Source organism: Achromobacter sp. UMC71 (assembly GCF_014170305.1).
Taxonomy (GTDB): Bacteria; Pseudomonadota; Gammaproteobacteria; order Burkholderiales; family Burkholderiaceae_B; genus Achromobacter.
The window spans coordinates 25,145-40,487 of sequence record NZ_LZZT01000001.1; the positions used below are offsets into that span (position 1 = coordinate 25,145).

General features: G+C 66.0%; 16 protein-coding genes and 1 tRNA gene. 6 read left to right on the plus strand and 11 right to left on the minus strand.

The window, feature by feature from the left end:
• Positions 1 to 7: 7 nt before the first annotated feature.
• The 3 genes from A9974_RS00125 (at position 8) to A9974_RS00135 (ending at position 1,729) form a co-directional block, all read left to right on the plus strand.
• On the plus strand, positions 8 to 631 hold the full coding sequence (locus A9974_RS00125) for a response regulator transcription factor (RefSeq protein ID WP_183002176.1): 624 nt from the start codon (positions 8 to 10) through the stop codon (positions 629 to 631).
• Positions 632 to 786: 155 nt separating this feature from the next.
• Entirely contained in the window at positions 787 to 1,137 is a 351-nt protein-coding gene (locus tag A9974_RS00130; protein WP_183002177.1) for a hypothetical protein, read from the plus strand.
• A 94-nt stretch (positions 1,138 to 1,231) separates the two neighbouring features.
• Positions 1,232 to 1,729, plus strand: a complete 498-nt coding sequence (locus tag A9974_RS00135; RefSeq protein WP_183002178.1) for an anti-virulence regulator CigR family protein — start codon at positions 1,232 to 1,234, stop codon at positions 1,727 to 1,729.
• A gap of 22 nt (positions 1,730 to 1,751) precedes the next feature.
• Here the strand turns inward: A9974_RS00135 and A9974_RS00140 are convergent.
• The 7 genes from A9974_RS00140 to A9974_RS00170 all read right to left on the minus strand — a co-directional run bounded on the left by A9974_RS00140 (position 1,752) and on the right by A9974_RS00170 (position 6,992).
• A tRNA-Arg gene (locus A9974_RS00140) sits at positions 1,752 to 1,828 on the minus strand.
• An 87-nt stretch (positions 1,829 to 1,915) separates the two neighbouring features.
• Complete coding sequence (locus A9974_RS00145; protein WP_183002179.1) at positions 1,916 to 2,500, minus strand: helix-turn-helix domain-containing protein; 585 nt, start codon at positions 2,498 to 2,500, stop codon at positions 1,916 to 1,918.
• A 12-nt stretch (positions 2,501 to 2,512) separates the two neighbouring features.
• Complete coding sequence (locus A9974_RS00150; RefSeq protein ID WP_183002180.1) at positions 2,513 to 3,805, minus strand: FAD-binding oxidoreductase; 1,293 nt, start codon at positions 3,803 to 3,805, stop codon at positions 2,513 to 2,515.
• 9 nt (positions 3,806 to 3,814) lie between these two features.
• Positions 3,815 to 4,504 carry an amino acid ABC transporter permease gene (locus tag A9974_RS00155; protein ID WP_183002181.1) on the minus strand — a complete coding sequence of 230 codons (690 nt, stop codon included), beginning with the start codon at positions 4,502 to 4,504 and terminating at the stop codon, positions 3,815 to 3,817.
• A 2-nt stretch (positions 4,505 to 4,506) separates the two neighbouring features.
• Entirely contained in the window at positions 4,507 to 5,199 is a 693-nt protein-coding gene (locus tag A9974_RS00160) for an amino acid ABC transporter permease (RefSeq protein WP_183002182.1), read from the minus strand.
• A gap of 77 nt (positions 5,200 to 5,276) precedes the next feature.
• Complete coding sequence (locus A9974_RS00165; RefSeq protein ID WP_025137807.1) at positions 5,277 to 6,068, minus strand: ABC transporter substrate-binding protein; 792 nt, start codon at positions 6,066 to 6,068, stop codon at positions 5,277 to 5,279.
• Between the two features lie 168 nt (positions 6,069 to 6,236).
• Positions 6,237 to 6,992, minus strand: coding sequence for an amino acid ABC transporter ATP-binding protein (locus A9974_RS00170; RefSeq protein ID WP_183002183.1), 756 nt, complete (start codon positions 6,990 to 6,992; stop codon positions 6,237 to 6,239).
• 127 nt (positions 6,993 to 7,119) lie between these two features.
• Between A9974_RS00170 and A9974_RS00175 the strand changes: the two genes are divergently transcribed.
• Both A9974_RS00175 and A9974_RS00180 read left to right on the plus strand, forming a co-directional pair.
• Positions 7,120 to 8,622 carry an aldehyde dehydrogenase family protein gene (locus tag A9974_RS00175; RefSeq protein ID WP_183002184.1) on the plus strand — a complete coding sequence of 501 codons (1,503 nt, stop codon included), beginning with the start codon at positions 7,120 to 7,122 and terminating at the stop codon, positions 8,620 to 8,622.
• A gap of 62 nt (positions 8,623 to 8,684) precedes the next feature.
• The gene (locus A9974_RS00180) at positions 8,685 to 9,968 is read left to right on the plus strand and encodes a phospholipase A (protein ID WP_183002185.1); all 1,284 of its coding nucleotides are present in this window, start codon (positions 8,685 to 8,687) and stop codon (positions 9,966 to 9,968) included.
• A gap of 79 nt (positions 9,969 to 10,047) precedes the next feature.
• Here A9974_RS00180 and A9974_RS00185 read toward each other — a convergent pair whose 3' ends face one another.
• Genes A9974_RS00185 through A9974_RS00200 form a run of 4 tightly spaced genes read right to left on the minus strand, consistent with a single transcriptional unit; the run spans position 10,048 to position 14,271 of the window.
• Entirely contained in the window at positions 10,048 to 11,019 is a 972-nt protein-coding gene (locus A9974_RS00185; protein WP_183002186.1) for a dihydrodipicolinate synthase family protein, read from the minus strand.
• Between the two features lie 5 nt (positions 11,020 to 11,024).
• The gene (locus A9974_RS00190) at positions 11,025 to 12,197 is read right to left on the minus strand and encodes an L-rhamnonate dehydratase (protein ID WP_183002187.1); all 1,173 of its coding nucleotides are present in this window, start codon (positions 12,195 to 12,197) and stop codon (positions 11,025 to 11,027) included.
• 56 nt (positions 12,198 to 12,253) lie between these two features.
• Entirely contained in the window at positions 12,254 to 13,288 is a 1,035-nt protein-coding gene (locus A9974_RS00195) for a 4-hydroxythreonine-4-phosphate dehydrogenase PdxA (RefSeq protein ID WP_183002188.1), read from the minus strand.
• Between the two features lie 8 nt (positions 13,289 to 13,296).
• Positions 13,297 to 14,271: a tripartite tricarboxylate transporter substrate binding protein gene (locus tag A9974_RS00200; protein WP_183002189.1), complete on the minus strand. Its 975-nt coding sequence runs from the start codon at positions 14,269 to 14,271 to the stop codon at positions 13,297 to 13,299.
• 120 nt (positions 14,272 to 14,391) lie between these two features.
• Here A9974_RS00200 and A9974_RS00205 point away from each other — a divergent pair, with 120 nt between their 5' ends.
• On the plus strand, positions 14,392 to 15,318 hold the full coding sequence (locus A9974_RS00205; protein WP_183002190.1) for a LysR family transcriptional regulator: 927 nt from the start codon (positions 14,392 to 14,394) through the stop codon (positions 15,316 to 15,318).
• The last annotated feature ends 25 nt before the right edge of the window (positions 15,319 to 15,343 follow it).

Here is a 15,343-nt window from a genome sequence, read left to right on the forward strand (position 1 = left end):
GCATATCATGCGAGTCATTGCCATTGACGACCACCCCCTCATCCTTGCCGGCATCGAACAGATCGTCAATGACCAGCCCAACACCCAAATGGTGGGGCGCGCCTCGACCATCGCCGATCTTCACGGTCTGTTGGCCACCACCGCCTGCGATGTCCTGATCGCAGACTATTCCCTGCCGCGCGAAGACGCCGCGGACGGTCTGTCGCTGCTGCGCCAGATCCAGCGCCAGTATCCCGACCTGAAGATCATCGTGCTGACCATGCTGGACAATGCCGCGGTCATCCGCGTGATCATGAACAGCGGCGTTGCCGCGCTGGTCAGCAAGCGCGACCCCCTGAACCATATCTCCATCGCGCTGCAAAGCCTGCGAGGCGGCCTGACCTACCGATCGCCCACCATGCAATCGCTGCTGGACGAAAGCCGCCACGCAGCGGCCGGCGGCGCCCTGAGCGGGCGCGAGCTGGAGGTCCTGCGCCTGTTCGCAGCGGGCATGTCCATGACCGAGGTGGCGCTCAAGGTCAACCGCACCGTCAAGACCGCCAGCGCGCACAAGGTGTCGGCCATGCGCAAGCTGGGCGTCAAGAACGACTCCGAACTGCACGCCGCCCTGCGCGACCTGCGCCTGCTCTGACGTTTTTCGCCAGAAGATTCAGAAAGTTCCAATACCCGGACACCTGTCCGGCGGGCAAGCTATAGAGGCTTGCCCAGGCGGCCTTCATCGAACGCCCCCGCTCTCCTGGACGCCAGCACTTTCGCCGCTGCGTAACCCTCTGCCGTCCCCCCGCCATGCGTCTTCACTCCCTGCCCAAAGCCCGCCCCTGGCGCTGGCTTTTCTTTTACGCGTGCATCACGCTCGCTTGCGAGCTGGCCGTGCATCTGGTCTGGGTATGGTCTTGCCGCGCCCTGATCTGCCGCTGGGGCATCTGCCCGTCGTCCATCTGGCTCGTGCTGCTCGTCACCGCCCTCGTAGCGCCTATCCCCTGCTGGCACCTGCGGCACGGGCTGTTCAAGCGCACCGCCGGACGCGACCACCGATCGGCTCGGCGCTTTGCCACCCTCTATTTCGCCTGTGGCATCGCGGGCGTGATGGCTGCCACCCTACTCTTCAACCTGGCCCTGACAGCCTGGTTTCAGTGACGGATTACATCTTTATCAACTTACCCGCTGCACCAAAAGACTAGCCGCCCCTAGAATCGGATCACCCCGGTTTTCCGGCTGCTAGGAGCCCGCCATGAACGTCCCCAAAGCCAAACGATTCGTCACTGCCGCCATCTGCTGTATGTGCCTGGTTGGCAACGCCCTGGCAGCCCCCCCGGAAGGCAAAGGCAAGCCAGACAATGCGGGCCAAGGTCAAGGGAACAACGGCAAAGGCAACAACTCAGGCAAGGGCCATGGCGGCAACAGCGCATCGTCCAAAGAGAAAGGGAGCGATTCCGGCGACGTAAACGTAACGCTTCGCCACGCGGGCATCACGATTTCCACGGCCAGGTCCTACGCCAGCGAGTACGGCCTGTCTGGCTACGGATCACTGCCCCCTGGCATCCGCAAGAATCTGGCTCGCGGCAAGCCCCTGCCCCCAGGAATCGCAAAAAAGGCGGTTCCCGGCCCGATGCTGGCACGCCTGCCTGCCTATCCGGGCTATGAGTGGAGAATCGCCGGCTCGGATCTCATCCTTGTCGCCGTGGCTACGGCTATCGTCGCGGATGTACTTGTTGGCGTTTTCGATTGACGCGAAAGGCGCAGCGAATAGCTGGCGCGGCAGGAGGGGCTCGAACCCCCGACCCCGGGCTTAGAAGGCCCGTGCTCTATCCAGCTGAGCTACTGCCGCGTGTTGTTTGAACGCCCGGAACCGGTCCGGGCGCAGCATTTTACCCTGTTGCGGCCTTGCGGTGGGCCGCGCACGATTCCTCGTCGATTATTCCTCGCCGATGTCCGCGTGCGTGGACACCCACAGCACCAGCGCGTCTTTTTTGCTCAGGCTGATCACCCGGTGGCCCATGCGGCTGTCGATATAGAAGCTCTCGCCCGCCTTCAGACGCGCCGGTTCGTAGAACTCGGTATAGAGTTCGACCTCGCCTTCCAGCACGTAGACGAATTCCTCGCCGTGATGGCGGCTCCAGTCCTGGAACTCGTCGAATGAGCGGGCTTTTACCCGGGTGTGGAACGGCATCATGCGCTTGTGCGACAGCGCGGTGCAGAGCAGGCGGTGGTCGTAGTACGGGGTTTCGTACTGGCGGCCCTCGCCCTGGCGGGACAGGCTGCGGCGGCCGGTGCCCATGTGGGCGTCCGACGTGGTGAAAAGCTCGGCCACGTCCAGGTCCAGGCCTGCCGCGATCTTGATCAGGTTGTCATAAGTGGGCGACAGCAGGCTGTTCTCGATTTTCGAGAGCGTGGACGCGGACACGCCGGTGGCTTGCGCCGCCTGCTTCAGGGTCCACTCCCGCGCCTGGCGCAGGGCTCGCAGCCGTTGTGCCAACACGCTCTGTTTGTTGCCTTGCATCTGTACACCCTGTCATGCGCGCGACTGCCGCTCCCGCCACCAATCGCGCGCCTGGTAAGACCAATATGTGAGTTGAACCGCCGCCGTGCCGAATCCGCCGCCGTTCCAGGCCAGCCCGAACGGCGCGAACAACTGGTAGCGCCGGCTGTCGCCGGCGATCCCTTCGGCCACGACCCGGCCGCCGATGGCGGTGGTGTTCATGCCATGGCCGCCGAAAGCCGTGCAATACCAGACCTCGGGGGCCAGCCGGCCGATCTGCGGCATCAGATGCCGCGCGTAGGCCATGCGCCCGGACCACGCGGTTTCGACTCGCACCCCTTGCAATTGGGGGTAGACGGACAGCAATTCGCGGCGCAGGGACTCGGCCAGATCCGGCGGATCATCGACACGGGTGGTGATTCTACTGCCCCAGCCGATGCGCCCGCCATCGAGCACCCGGTAATAGTTGCCGGCGCGGCGGTCGTCGCCGATGGCCGCGGTGGTGCGGATGGCGTCCTGCACCCGGTCGCCCAGCGGTTCGGTCAGCATGATGTAGGTGGCGATGGGCAGCATGGCCCGGCGCAGCGCCGGCACGGCGTCGCCGGTGTAGCCCCCCGTTGCCAGCACCACGGTGCGCGCGTTGACCTGCCCGGCGGCGGTCTTGAGCCGCTTGACCGGGCCATCCAGCTTCGCCTCGGTCACGGGCGAGTCTTCGTGGATCGTCACGCCCAGCCGCGCGCATTCGCGGGCCAGGGCGCGGGCGTAGTTCAGCGGATGGAAGTGAAACGACGCCAGGTCTTCGATGCCCTGGAAGTAGACGTCGGACACCAGCCGTTCGCGCACTTCGGCGCGAGAGAGCAAGCGCACATCGCGGCCGAAGTCGCGCCACTGGTCTTCGCAATGGCGCCGCAGCGCGTCGGTGGCCTCGTAGCGCACCACGCGCAGGCGGCCGTCGACCTTGTGGGCGTCGGCGATGCGCAGGTCGCGGATGTTGTCGCGGATGATCTCGACGCCTTCCATCGATAGCCGGTACAGCTGGCGGTAGTGGTCTTCGTCGACGTGCTTGCGGATGGCATCGGCGCCGGCCGAGAACGCGGGCGAGACCGACCCGCCGTTGCGGCCCGAGGCGCCCCAGGCGATGCGGCGGCCCTCCAGCAACGTGACGCTGCGGCCGCGGCGAGCCAGTTCCAGCGCGGTGGACAAGCCGGCCAGGCCGCCGCCCACCACGCAGATGTCGGCGTCGGCCGTGCCGGCCAGCGGCGCGAAATAGGTTTGCGCATCGCTCAGCGTGCGCTTGTAGTAGGTATCGATGTACTCGGTGGCCATGGTCCAGGATCAGTTCAGCCCAGCGCCCTGCAGGCCGCCGGTCAGGCGTTTTTCCAGCCAATTGGCCAGGCGCAGCAGCGGGTAGCAATACAGGAAATAGATGGCGGCGATCATGCCGTAGATGAACAGCGACTTGGCCGGAAAGGTGATGATGAACACCTCGCCCTGGCGCGTCAGTTCGGTGATGCCCACCACCGACAGGATGGCGGTGCTTTTGATCAGCATGACGTAGACGCCGCTCATGGGCTGCACGATCAGGCGCATGGCCTGCGGCAGGATCACCAGCCGCAGGATCTGCAAGGGCCGCAGGCCCAGCGTCATGGCGCCTTCGGTCTGGCCGCGCGGCACCGACTGGATCGCGCCCATGACGATCTCAGCCACATAGCAGGACGTGTAGACCGACAGCGACACGAACGCCGCCGTGCCCGAGTCCCAATGCAGCATCTCGATGCCGGAGCTGGGCAGCACGAAATAGAAGATATAGAGCTGCACCAGGAACGGCGTGCCGCGCAGCACATGAATGTACAGCCCCAGCAACTGGTGCACGCCGCGGATGCGGTAGCTGCGGATCACGCCGATCACAAAGCCCAGCAGCGAACCGGCGATGATGGCCACGAACGAGATCTTCAGCGTCTCCCAGAAGCCCTTGAGCAGGAAAGGCAGCACGACGCCGGCGGTGGACAGATAAGAATCCAGCATGCTTACCTCGCGTTCCAGGCGGGACCCGCCAGCCAAAGGCTCACGCCTCGCGACAACAGCAGCATCACGCCGTAGATCAGCAGATAGCCGGTGGCGATGGTGAGGAAACTCTCGTTGGGCACGATGCGGTCGCTGTTCATCTGCACCCCCGCGGCCACCAGTTCGAACACGGTGATCAGCGACAGCAGCGAGGTGTCCTTGATCAGCACCGCGGTCTGCCCCAGCAGCGGCGGCAGCGTGTTGACGAAGGCCTGCGGCAACACGACATAGCGCAGCCGCTGGTGGTAATTCATGCCGCAGGCCTTGGCGCCTTCGATCTGGCCGCGCGGCACGGATTCGATGCCGACGCGGATGATCTCGCTCATGTAGGCCGCGTGGTGCAGCGTCATGGCCAGGATGCCCAGCACCATTTCGCTCCAGCCCTTGGCGCCGGGGATCAGCATGGGCACCGCGTAATACACCAGGTAGATCTGCACCAGCAGCGGCGTGGAACGGATGAACTGCACATAGCCCGCCACCGGGCGCCAGACCGCGGCGCGCGGCGACATATGGGCCAGCGCCAGCGGTATGCCGGCCAGCACCGACAGCACCAGGCTGGCGCCCGCCGCAATCAGGGTGTTGGCCAAGCCGGTGGCGAACTGGCCCGTGTACTGGCTGACGATGCGCCAGTTGTAGTAGTCGATCAACCAATCCATGGGCTAGAGCCTGTCAACGCTAGGTGGCCGGACGCGGGTCCGAAGACCCGTTGCCGCGGCCGGTTATCGGGAGGCGATCAGTGCTCTTTCTTCCAGTCGGTGGAATACCAGTACTTGACCTGTTCCGGCAGCGTGTTGTCGGCCGTCTTGAGCGTCTGCCAGTTGTCGAGCCAGAACTTCAGGCGGAAGGCGTTGGGGCCGACGGCAAAGGCCAGGGGCTCGCGCACCATGATGCCGTCCAGCACGCGCAGGTTGCCGAAGTCGACCAGGAACTGGTTGGCGGTGGAGAGCGACATGATGCCGGCGTCCAGACGGCCGCTGGACAGGGCCTGGCCGACCGGGGCGCTGCCGCCCGAGAATTCCTTCAGGGTGGCCTTGGGCAGCATCTTCTTGCCGACTTCGGCATAGGTGCTGGCGCCCAACACGCCGACAGTCACGCCGGCCTTGTCGAGCTCGCTGTACGACTTATAGGGCGAGTCCTTGGGCACCACGGCCACGGTGTCGGCGTAGAACATGGGCGCCGAGAACAGCACCTGGGCGGCGCGTTGCGGGGTCGGCGTCATGTCGGCGGCCACCATATCGGCCTTGCCCGACAGCAACGCCGGGATCAGGCCCTTCCATTCATAGTCCTGCAGCACCAGCTTGACGCCCAGGTCGTCGGCCATGCGCTGGGCCACTTCCACCGCCAGGCCGGTGCGCTTGCCGCTCTTGTCCATGAAGCTCATCAGCGGCCCCGAGGTCTGCACCGCCACCCGCAATTCGCCGCGCTTGATGATGTCTCCCAGCTCGTCGGCCTGGGCCGGCAGCGCCACCGAGGCGGCCGCCACGGCAAGGCCCGCGGCTCCCAGCCATTGTTTGATTTTCAGCATTTGCTTCCCCTTCAAGATAAGAATGGACGTATGTCGTTCCGGGCAAACGCCTGATGCCGGCGGCGCCCGGAGAGGCCGGGCCGGCCCTGGGTACTGCCAGGCGCCGCGCGCCAGAAGCACCGTCGGGACCTGGTTGCTGCCTGTGCTGCGTACTACGTGCTGCGGGAACTACAGAATCTTTTCCAGGAAGGCGCGGGTGCGGGATTCCTTGGGGTGACAGAAAACCTCGTCGGGAGTGCCGGATTCGATGATGCGGCCGGCATCCATGAACAGGGCGCGGTCGCCCACGTCCCGCGCAAAGCCCATTTCGTGGGTAACGACCGCCATGGTCATGCCGTCGCGCGCCAGCGCGCGCATCAGCTCAAGAATGCCGCCGACGGTTTCGGGATCGAGCGCCGAGGTGGCCTCGTCGAACAGCATCAGCTTGGGGTCCATGGCCAGGGCGCGGGCAATGGCCACGCGCTGCTGCTGGCCGCCGGACAATTGGCTGGGGTAGCGGGCGCCGTACTCGCCCATGCCGACGCGGTCGAGCAGCTCGCGGGCGTAGCGTTCGGCTTGCGCGCGGTCGCGGCCTCGCACCACGCGCTGCGGCAGCGCTACGTTGTCCAGCGCGGTGCGGTGCTGGAACAGGTTGAAGTGCTGGAACACCATGCCCACGTTGGTGCGCCAGCGGTTGACGTCGGTGGCCGGGTCGGTCAACGACACGCCATCGACGCGGATGGTGCCGCCGTCGATGCGTTCCAGCCCGTTCAAGGTACGCAGGAAGGTGCTCTTGCCCGAGCCCGACGGCCCCACCACCACCAGCACCTCGCCGCGGTTCAGCTGGCAATCGATGCCCGCCAGCGCCAGGTGGTCCGGCTGGCCGTCGCGCTGGTAGGTCTTGGTGACCCCCTGGACTAGCAGCAAAGGTTCTGACACGAGCATGGCCTTCAAAAAAAGGTTTCGCAATTCGCGCTGGAGTTTCGTATAGTAAATTTATTTCCAGAATCGCCACTTAGGCATAACCCTTAAGCGAAGGCATTCCTTCGCCGGCAATCTCCGAGGAACCGGTATGGACACTCCCCACGACATCCTGCGCGCCCTGGGCCTGAACCCCGACGCCCTGACCGGCGGCACGCTGGTCGCCCGCAGCCCGATCGACGGCACCGAACTGGCTCAGGTTCACGAGCACACCGTGGCGCAGGCGCATGCGGCCATCACCCGCGCGCGTCAGGCCAGCCTGGCCTGGCGCGACGTGCCGGCGCCGCGCCGGGGGGAATTGCTGCGCCTGTTGGGCGAAACGCTGCGCCAGCACAAGCATGCGCTGGGCCGCCTGGTCAGCCTGGAAGCCGGCAAGATCCTGGCCGAAGGCGAAGGCGAGGTCCAGGAAATGATCGACATCTGCGACTTCGCCGTCGGCCTGTCGCGCCAGCTCTACGGCCTGACCATCGCGTCCGAGCGTCCCGGCCACCGCATGATGGAAACCTGGCATCCGCTGGGCGTGGTGGGCGTGATCAGCGCGTTCAACTTCCCGGTGGCCGTGTGGTCCTGGAACGCAGCGCTGGCGCTGGTCTGCGGCAACGCCGTGGTCTGGAAGCCGTCGGAGAAAACGCCGCTGACCGCGCTGGCCTGCCAGGCCCTGTTCGCCCAGGCCGCGCAACGCTTCGGCGATGCGCCGGCCGGCCTGTCCGAAGTGCTGATCGGCGGCCGTGACGTCGGCGAAGCGCTGGTGGACTCGCACGCCGTGGCGCTGGTGTCGGCCACCGGCTCGACCCGCATGGGCCGCCAGGTCGGCCCGCGCGTGGCCCAGCGCTTTGGCCGCGTGCTGCTGGAACTGGGTGGCAACAACGCCATCATCGTCGGCCCCACCGCCGACCTGGACATGGCCGCGCGCGGCATCGTGTTCGGCGCCATCGGCACCGCCGGCCAGCGCTGCACCACCACCCGCCGACTGATCGTGCACGAAAGCGTCGCCAACGACCTGCTGCAGCGCCTGCACAAGGCCTACGCCAGCGCACCCATCGGCAATCCGCTGGACAGCAAGAACCTGGTCGGCCCGCTGATCGACCGCGCCTCGTTCGACGCGATGCAGGCGTCGCTCAAGGCCGCCGCCGAACAGGGCGGCAAGGTCACCGGCGGCGAACGCGTGCTGGCCGACCAGTACCCGGACGCCTGGTACGTGCGCCCCGCCATCGCCGAAATGCCCGGCCAGACGGACGTGGTCTGCCACGAAACCTTCGCGCCCATCCTGTACGTGATGCGCTACACCGACTTCAGCCAGGCGCTGGCGCTGCAGAACGGCGTGCCGCAAGGCCTGTCGTCGGCCATCTTCACGAACGACCTGCGCGAAGCCGAGACCTTCCTGTCGGCCTCGGGTTCCGACTGCGGCATCGCCAACGTCAACATCGGCACGTCGGGCGCCGAGATCGGCGGCGCGTTCGGCGGCGAGAAGGAAACCGGCGGCGGCCGCGAGTCGGGTTCGGACGCCTGGCGCAACTACATGCGCCGCGCCACCAACACCATCAACTACTCGCGCAACCTGCCGCTGGCGCAAGGCATCAAGTTCGGCGAATAAACTTACAAAATGTTGCCCGGGTGGATGCTACATTTCTTCGTCACAAATCCACCCGGCTTCTCATGTCTACGCCCCGACGCATCGCCCTTTCCCTGCGCACCCTGACCGCCGCCCTGGCACTGGGCCTGGCCGGCACCGCCGCCGCCGGCGTGTCGTACCGGCTGGACCGGCCGTCCGCCGCGCCTGGCGATACGGTCACCATCGAAGCGGTGTATTTCAACGAAGGCAACGCGCGCGCCACCTGGGAAGCACCGCCCGAACTGGTACTGCAATGGCGCGGCCAGGACGGCCAGATCGTGCGCAGCCTGGCCAAGCTGCAAGGCGGCAAGGCCAGCTACAGCGTGCCGGTCAACAATTTCGCGCGGATGGCCTGGACGGCGGAAGTGCCCGCCACGGCCCGCGGCCTGCAGGCCATTGCCATCGAAGGCCAGCCGGCAATGATGGCGCTCGATGCCACCGGCCGCGACAGCGGCACCCTGGCCAGCACGCCCGCGCAAGGCCCCGTGGTCGACGCGCGCACCGGCCAGCCCGTGCCGCCGGCTGTGGTGGCCGCAGCCGGCGCATCGCCCGAAGGCGGTCCGGCGCCGGACGCGGTGGCCGTATCGACCTACCAGCAATCGGCCTTCGACCATTTCCGCAGCGCGATCTCGGAATACAAGCCGGTGTACTTCGACATCGGCACCCGCGGCCAGACCACCGCGCGCTTCCAGATCAGCGCCAAGTACCGCCTGTTCAGCCCGTCCGGCAACCGCCCGGCCACCTGGGGCGAGAATTTCTACCTGGGCTACACCCAGACTTCGCTGTGGGACCTGCAGGGCGATTCCATGCCCTTCATCGACACCACCTTCAACCCCAGCCTGTTCTGGCTGTCGGACAACATGTGGCAGTCGCAAAACCAGAGCTGGCGCTTGGGGCTGAACACCGGGGTCGAACACAACTCCAACGGCAAGGCCGGCGAGGATTCCCGCTCGGTCAACAACGCCTATATCCAGCCGCAGTTCAACTACCGCTTCGACGGCGGCAGCACGCTGACCTTCGCGCCCAAGGTCAAAGCCTATTTCGGCGTAGCCAGCGAAAACTCGGACTACGCCGACTACGCCGGCCGGGTCGACTGGAACCTGCGCTGGGCGCAGGACAACGGCGCGGTCGTGTCGGCCATGTACCGCCAGGGCGATCAGCGCCGCCGCACCACCCAGCTGGACTTTGCGTGGCCGCTGCAGCGCACCTGGCTGAACATGAACGGCTACCTGCACCTGCAGTACTTCAACGGCTACGGCGAAACGCTGCTGGGCTATAACCAGCGCAACGAATCGCAGTTCCGCATCGGTTTGTCGTTGGTGCCTTGACGCGAGCGACGAGGCCCTCAGACGCATCCATTACGATGCTGGCTATCGATGCGTCCCAGGGCTGCTGGTGGAAACTGCCTTAGCGCCCCCAGCGCAGCACCAGCGGATCCAGCCGCCGCGCCACGTCCAGCAGCCCCTGCCGCACTTCCGGCCGCATCGCCGGAAATGGATGGCGCGGCGCATCGCAAGCGATGATGCCGCCCGCCTTCATCAAGGCCTTGGCGGTCAGGATGCCGCCCTGGCGGTTCTCGTAGTTGATCAGCGGTAGCCAGCGCTCGTACAGGCGGTAGGCCTCGTCGGCGCGGCCTTCGCGGTGGGCCTGGATGATGGGGCGGATACCGTCGGCGAAGCCGCCGCCCGTCATCGAACCCGTCGCGCCGGCGTCCAGGTCGGGTAACAGCGTGATCGCCTCTTCGCCGTCCCACGGCCCTTCCACCGCCGCGCCGCCCAGCGCGATCAGGTCGCGCAGCTTGCTGGCGGCGCCGGGGGTCTCGATCTTGAAGTACGACACCTGCTCGATGTCGCGCGCCATGCGAGCCAGCAGCGCGGCCGGCAACGGCGTGCCGCTGACCGGGGCGTCCTGGATCATGATGGGGATGTCCAGCGCGTCCGAGACCTGCTGGAAGAATCCCGCGACCTGTTCTTCGGACACGCGGATTGTGGCGCCATGATAAGGCGGCATGATCATCACCATGGCCGCGCCCTGGTCCTGCGCGCGGCGGCTGCGGGCCGCGCAGACGCGGGTGCCGTAATGCGTGGTGGTGACGATGACCGGCACGCGGCCGGCCACGTGTTGCAGCAGCGTGCGCGTAAGCGTCTCGCGCTCGTCGTCCGACAGCGAGAACTGCTCGGAGAAGTTGGCCAGGATGCATAGGCCGTCCACGCCGGAATCGATCATGAAATCCACGGCCCGCTTCTGGCCGGGCAGGTCCAGGTCGCCGGACTCGGTGAAGATCGTGGGCACCACCGGGAAGATGCCGCGGTAGCGCGGCTTGCGGCCCGTACCGGCCGATGCCGGTGCCAGGGTGGCTGCCGTCGTTGTCGTCGTCATGGCGCTCACTCGATGATGTTGAAGTCTTTCAGGTAGTCGGTCTTGAGCGTCAGGCCCAGGCCCGGCTTGTTGTCGTCCAGGTCGATGAACCCTTCGCGGGCCACCGGCTCGCCATCGAAAATGTAATAGAACAGCTCGTTGCCAACCTCCACATCAAACATCGGAAAGTACTCGCTCATGGGCGAGGCCAGCGTGCTCATCGTCAAGTGGTAGTTGTGCATCTGCCCCGCATGCGGAATCACCGGCACGCTGTAGGCCTCGCACAGCGCATTGATCTTGTGCGCCGCGGTGATGCCGCCGACCCGGTTCGTGTCGTACTGCACCACCGACACCGCCTTGCGGTCCAGCAGCTGCTTGAAACCGTACAGCGAAAACTCGTGCTCGCCGCCCGAGATGGGAATGGAGGTCAGCTGGTTCAATTCGGCATAGCCGTCGATGTCATCGGCAATCACTGGCTCTTCCAGCCAACGCGGCTCAAACTTTTCCAGCTTGGGCAGCATGCGCTTGGCGTATTCCAGGTTCCAGCCCATATAGCATTCCAGCATCAGGTCAGTGTCGTAGCCGATCACTTCGCGCACCGCCTCGACCGACTTCAGGTTCTCGGACACGCCATGCTGCAGGTGCGCCGGGCCATAGCCGAAACGCATTTTGAAGGCCTTGAAGCCCTGGTCCAGATAGGTCTGCGCTTCTTCCTGCATCGCCCTCAGGTCGCCGCGGTACAGCTTGGAGTAATAGACCGGGATCTTCTCCTTGGTGCGTCCGCCCAGCAGTTTGAAAACCGGCTTGTTCACCGACTTGCCCAGGATGTCCCAGATGGCCAGGTCCACGCCCGAGATGGCGGCCATGGTCACGCCCTTGCGGCCCCAGGCGTGCGTGGCGCGGTACATGCGCTGCCACAGGTATTCATAGTCCCAGGGGTCGTGGCCCACGACCAGCGGCGCCAGGTACTGGTCGATAATGGCCTTGGCGATGCGCGGCGCCAGCGCCACGTTGCCCAGCCCCACGATGCCGTCGTCCGTCTCGATCTCGACCACCGTCCAGCCGTGAAAGCGGAAGGTGCTCATGGTTTCCTGCGGCGAATACAGCAGGTCCATGGCGTTGGAGCAGAAGTTGCCTTGCGGCGGCACGGTTTTGCCGGTCCATTCGTAGACGCGAGCGCGGACGGATTTGATCTTCATGTCGGGTTCCTGCGAAAAAGGTCGAACGATTCGGGTGAAAAGCGAGGACGGGCGGATCAGGCCGCCGCCGCGCGCGCGCCGCGGTGCGACAGGCCCATGCGGCAAGCGATGCGAAAGGCCTGCCAGGTGGCGTCCACATTGGCGCGCCCCTGGCCGGCAATGTCGTACGCCGTGCCATGGGCCGGCGTGGTGATCGGGATGGGCAGGCCGCCCTGCACTGTCACCCCGCGCGAAAATCCCAGCAGTTTGATCGCAATCTGGCCCTGGTCGTGGTACATCGTGACGATGGCCTGGAACTCGCCCGCCTGCGCCTTCAGGAAGATCGTGTCTGCCGGAAACGGCCCTTGCACCGGCAGCCCTTCCTGGTTCAGTTGGTGCACCGCGGGCGCGATGATGTCCACCTCTTCGCGCCCGCACGTGCCGCCGTCGCCGCCATGCGGATTGAAGGCCGCCACCGCCACGCGCGGCTCGGCCACGCCGTTGGCCTGCAGCGACTGGTAGATCAGCCGGGTTGCGGCCTTGATGCCATCGATGCTCAACGCCGCGGCTGCGTTCTTGAGCGGAATGTGCGAGGACACCCGCGAGGTCCACAAATCGCCCAGCGTGTTGAATTCGCAGAAGTAGCCCGTCACCCCGAGGTACTGCGCAAAGTGGTGGAGCTCGTCGTCGTGGCGCAGGCCGCCCTGCTTCATCGCGAACTTGTTCAGCGGCGCGAAACAGATGGCGTCGATGTGGCCGTCACGCGCCGCGTCCATGCAGGCATTCAGCACCCGCAGCACCGACGCGCCACCCGCCGCCTGAGCCTGGCCCACGGTCACGTCCTGCTGCCTGACGGTGTCCACCCCCAGCCAGGCGGGCACGCGGGTGTCCGGCCGCGCGCGCACCGCCTCGATGCTGTCCACCGCCTGCGTGGCCACCTGCACGCCGGCGATCCGTTGGCCTTCACGCCAGAGCCATTCGTCGCCCACCAGCACGATGTTGGCCTGCTGCGCCGCCTCGGGCCTGGCCAGCAGACGCGCGATCAGTTCCGGGCCGATGCCGGCGGGGTCGCCCAGCGTCAGGGCAATGACGGGTTTGATGTCGGGATTCATGCTGCTGCTCATTCCACGGAAATATGGTTCTTCTTGATGATGCCGGCGTAACGCTGGTTCTCGGCCTGATGGAACTGCGCGAACTGCGCCTGGCTCATCGGGTTGATATCGGCGCCGATCGCTTGCAGGCGCGCCTGCGTATCGGGCAATAGCAGGATGCTGTTGACCGCGTCATGCACCCGCTTCTGCACAGCGGCGGGCGTCGCGCTGGGCATGTAGATGCCGTACCAGGCGCTCATTTCCACGCCCGGCACGCCGGCCTCTGCCATGGTCGGCACGTCGGGCAGTTGCGGATTGCGCTTGGCGCTCAGCACCGCCAGCGCGCGCACCTTGCCGCTCTTGATGTGCGGAATGACCGAAGACGCCGTCTCGAAGGCGATCTGCACCTGACCGCCCATCAGGTCCACCATCGCCGGACCGCTGCCGCGGTACGGAATGTGCGTCATCTGCACCCCGGTGGCGTCCTTGAACAACTCCGCGGCGATATGCTGCGTGCTGCCCGAGCCGCTGCTGGCGAAGTTGTATTCACCGGGCTTGCGCTTGAGCAGCGCAATCAGCTCCTGCACCGACTGGGCCGGCACCGCGTTGTTGACCACCAGGATATTGGGCACCGCGCCCACGAACACCACCGGCGTCAGGTCGCGGTCGTTGTCGTAGCCCAGCTTCAGCAAATGCGGCGCGATCGCGTGCGCCGTCGACACGCCCATCACCATCGTGTGCCCGTCGGCCGACTTGGCCGCCAGGTCCGCCGCCAGCGTATTGGATGCGCCCGGCTTGTTCTCCACCACCACCGTCTGCTTGAGCAGCGGCCCCAGCTTGTCCGCCACCGCCCGCGCCATCGCATCGGTACCGCCGCCGGGCGCCGAGCCCACCAGCAGGCGCAGCGGCCGCGTCGGCCAATCGGCGCTTTGCGCCTGTGCGGTTGCGAAAGCGGACAGGCACAAGGCCCCCGCCGCCAGAGCGGCGCATAGCCGAATCTTCATGGTTGTCTCCTTGGGGGTTTCTGGCCCATGACGGGCTTTGTTATAGGTGCATCTTAGAAACAAGCGTTGTTTCCGTAAAATGAAACTTTTGCACCAACCGTTCACCCCAGGCGATCAATCATGGAACGCGTCCCGAACGTCCCCGCCCTGCTGGCCCGTCTGCGCATGCGCCAGATCGTGCTGCTGCTGGCCATAGAAGAACGCGGCACCTTGCGCGCCGCCGCCGCCCAGCTGAACATGACCCAGTCCGCCGCCAGCAAGATGCTGCACGAGCTGGAACTGGCCATCGGCCAGCCGCTATTCGAACGCGTGGGCCGCGGCCTGGCCCTGACCGCCGCCGGCGACTGCGTGATGGGGTATTTCCGCGGCATGCGCGGCACGGTCTCGTCCCTGGCCCGCGAACTGGAAGAACTGCGCCTGGGCAGCGCCGGCAAGCTTTTCATCGGCAGCATCATGGCCGCCTCGCCCGGCCACCTGACAGACGCCCTGCTGCGCCTGAAGCAGACCTACCCCCTCTTGGCCGTGGAGATCTCCACCGGCACCAGCGACCTGCTGATCGAACGCCTGAACGAAGGCAAGCTCGACGTCGTCATCGGCCGCATGCTGACCCTGTCGGAGCGCCACTACGTCTTTCGCCCCATCGGCGAAGAAGCCCTCTGCGTCATCGCCGCCACCGGCCATCCCCTGGCCCGCCGCAAGCGCGTCACCTTCGAAGCCCTGCAAGCCTACCCCTGGATCCTGCAACCGCACGGCAGCCCCATGCGCGACGTGATCGAACAGGAATTCCACACCCACAATGCCCCGATCCCCAAGGGCCTGATCGAATCCGCCTCGATCCTCACCACCACCAACCTGGCGATGAAATCCGACATGCTGGGCGTCATCCCCGAATCCGTCGCCAGCCGCTATGCCCGCCACGGCCTGCTGGCCATCATCCCCTACAAGATCCAACAATCCCTGACCGCCTTCGGCAGCATCATCCCCAAAGACCGCCCCCTGAGCGCCGCCGCCAGCCACTTCGTGGACCTGCTGCACGAAACCCGCTGACCCCCCAACACAAAAAATCCCCGCC

Bases quoted from the DNA above. Each gene is read 5' to 3' on its own strand.
- A9974_RS00125 (WP_183002176.1), top strand. From the start codon at position 8: ATGCGAGTCATTGCCATTGACGACCACCCCCTCATCCTTGCCGGCATC.
- A9974_RS00130 (WP_183002177.1), top strand. From the start codon at position 787: ATGCGTCTTCACTCCCTGCCCAAAGCCCGCCCCTGGCGCTGGCTTTTC.
- A9974_RS00135 (WP_183002178.1), top strand. From the start codon at position 1,232: ATGAACGTCCCCAAAGCCAAACGATTCGTCACTGCCGCCATCTGCTGT.
- A9974_RS00145 (WP_183002179.1), bottom strand. From the start codon at position 2,500: ATGCAAGGCAACAAACAGAGCGTGTTGGCACAACGGCTGCGAGCCCTG.
- A9974_RS00150 (WP_183002180.1), bottom strand. From the start codon at position 3,805: ATGGCCACCGAGTACATCGATACCTACTACAAGCGCACGCTGAGCGAT.
- A9974_RS00155 (WP_183002181.1), bottom strand. From the start codon at position 4,504: ATGCTGGATTCTTATCTGTCCACCGCCGGCGTCGTGCTGCCTTTCCTG.
- A9974_RS00160 (WP_183002182.1), bottom strand. From the start codon at position 5,199: ATGGATTGGTTGATCGACTACTACAACTGGCGCATCGTCAGCCAGTAC.
- A9974_RS00165 (WP_025137807.1), bottom strand. From the start codon at position 6,068: ATGCTGAAAATCAAACAATGGCTGGGAGCCGCGGGCCTTGCCGTGGCG.
- A9974_RS00170 (WP_183002183.1), bottom strand. From the start codon at position 6,992: ATGCTCGTGTCAGAACCTTTGCTGCTAGTCCAGGGGGTCACCAAGACC.
- A9974_RS00175 (WP_183002184.1), top strand. From the start codon at position 7,120: ATGGACACTCCCCACGACATCCTGCGCGCCCTGGGCCTGAACCCCGAC.
- A9974_RS00180 (WP_183002185.1), top strand. From the start codon at position 8,685: ATGTCTACGCCCCGACGCATCGCCCTTTCCCTGCGCACCCTGACCGCC.
- A9974_RS00185 (WP_183002186.1), bottom strand. From the start codon at position 11,019: ATGACGACGACAACGACGGCAGCCACCCTGGCACCGGCATCGGCCGGT.
- A9974_RS00190 (WP_183002187.1), bottom strand. From the start codon at position 12,197: ATGAAGATCAAATCCGTCCGCGCTCGCGTCTACGAATGGACCGGCAAA.
- A9974_RS00195 (WP_183002188.1), bottom strand. From the start codon at position 13,288: ATGAATCCCGACATCAAACCCGTCATTGCCCTGACGCTGGGCGACCCC.
- A9974_RS00200 (WP_183002189.1), bottom strand. From the start codon at position 14,271: ATGAAGATTCGGCTATGCGCCGCTCTGGCGGCGGGGGCCTTGTGCCTG.
- A9974_RS00205 (WP_183002190.1), top strand. From the start codon at position 14,392: ATGGAACGCGTCCCGAACGTCCCCGCCCTGCTGGCCCGTCTGCGCATG.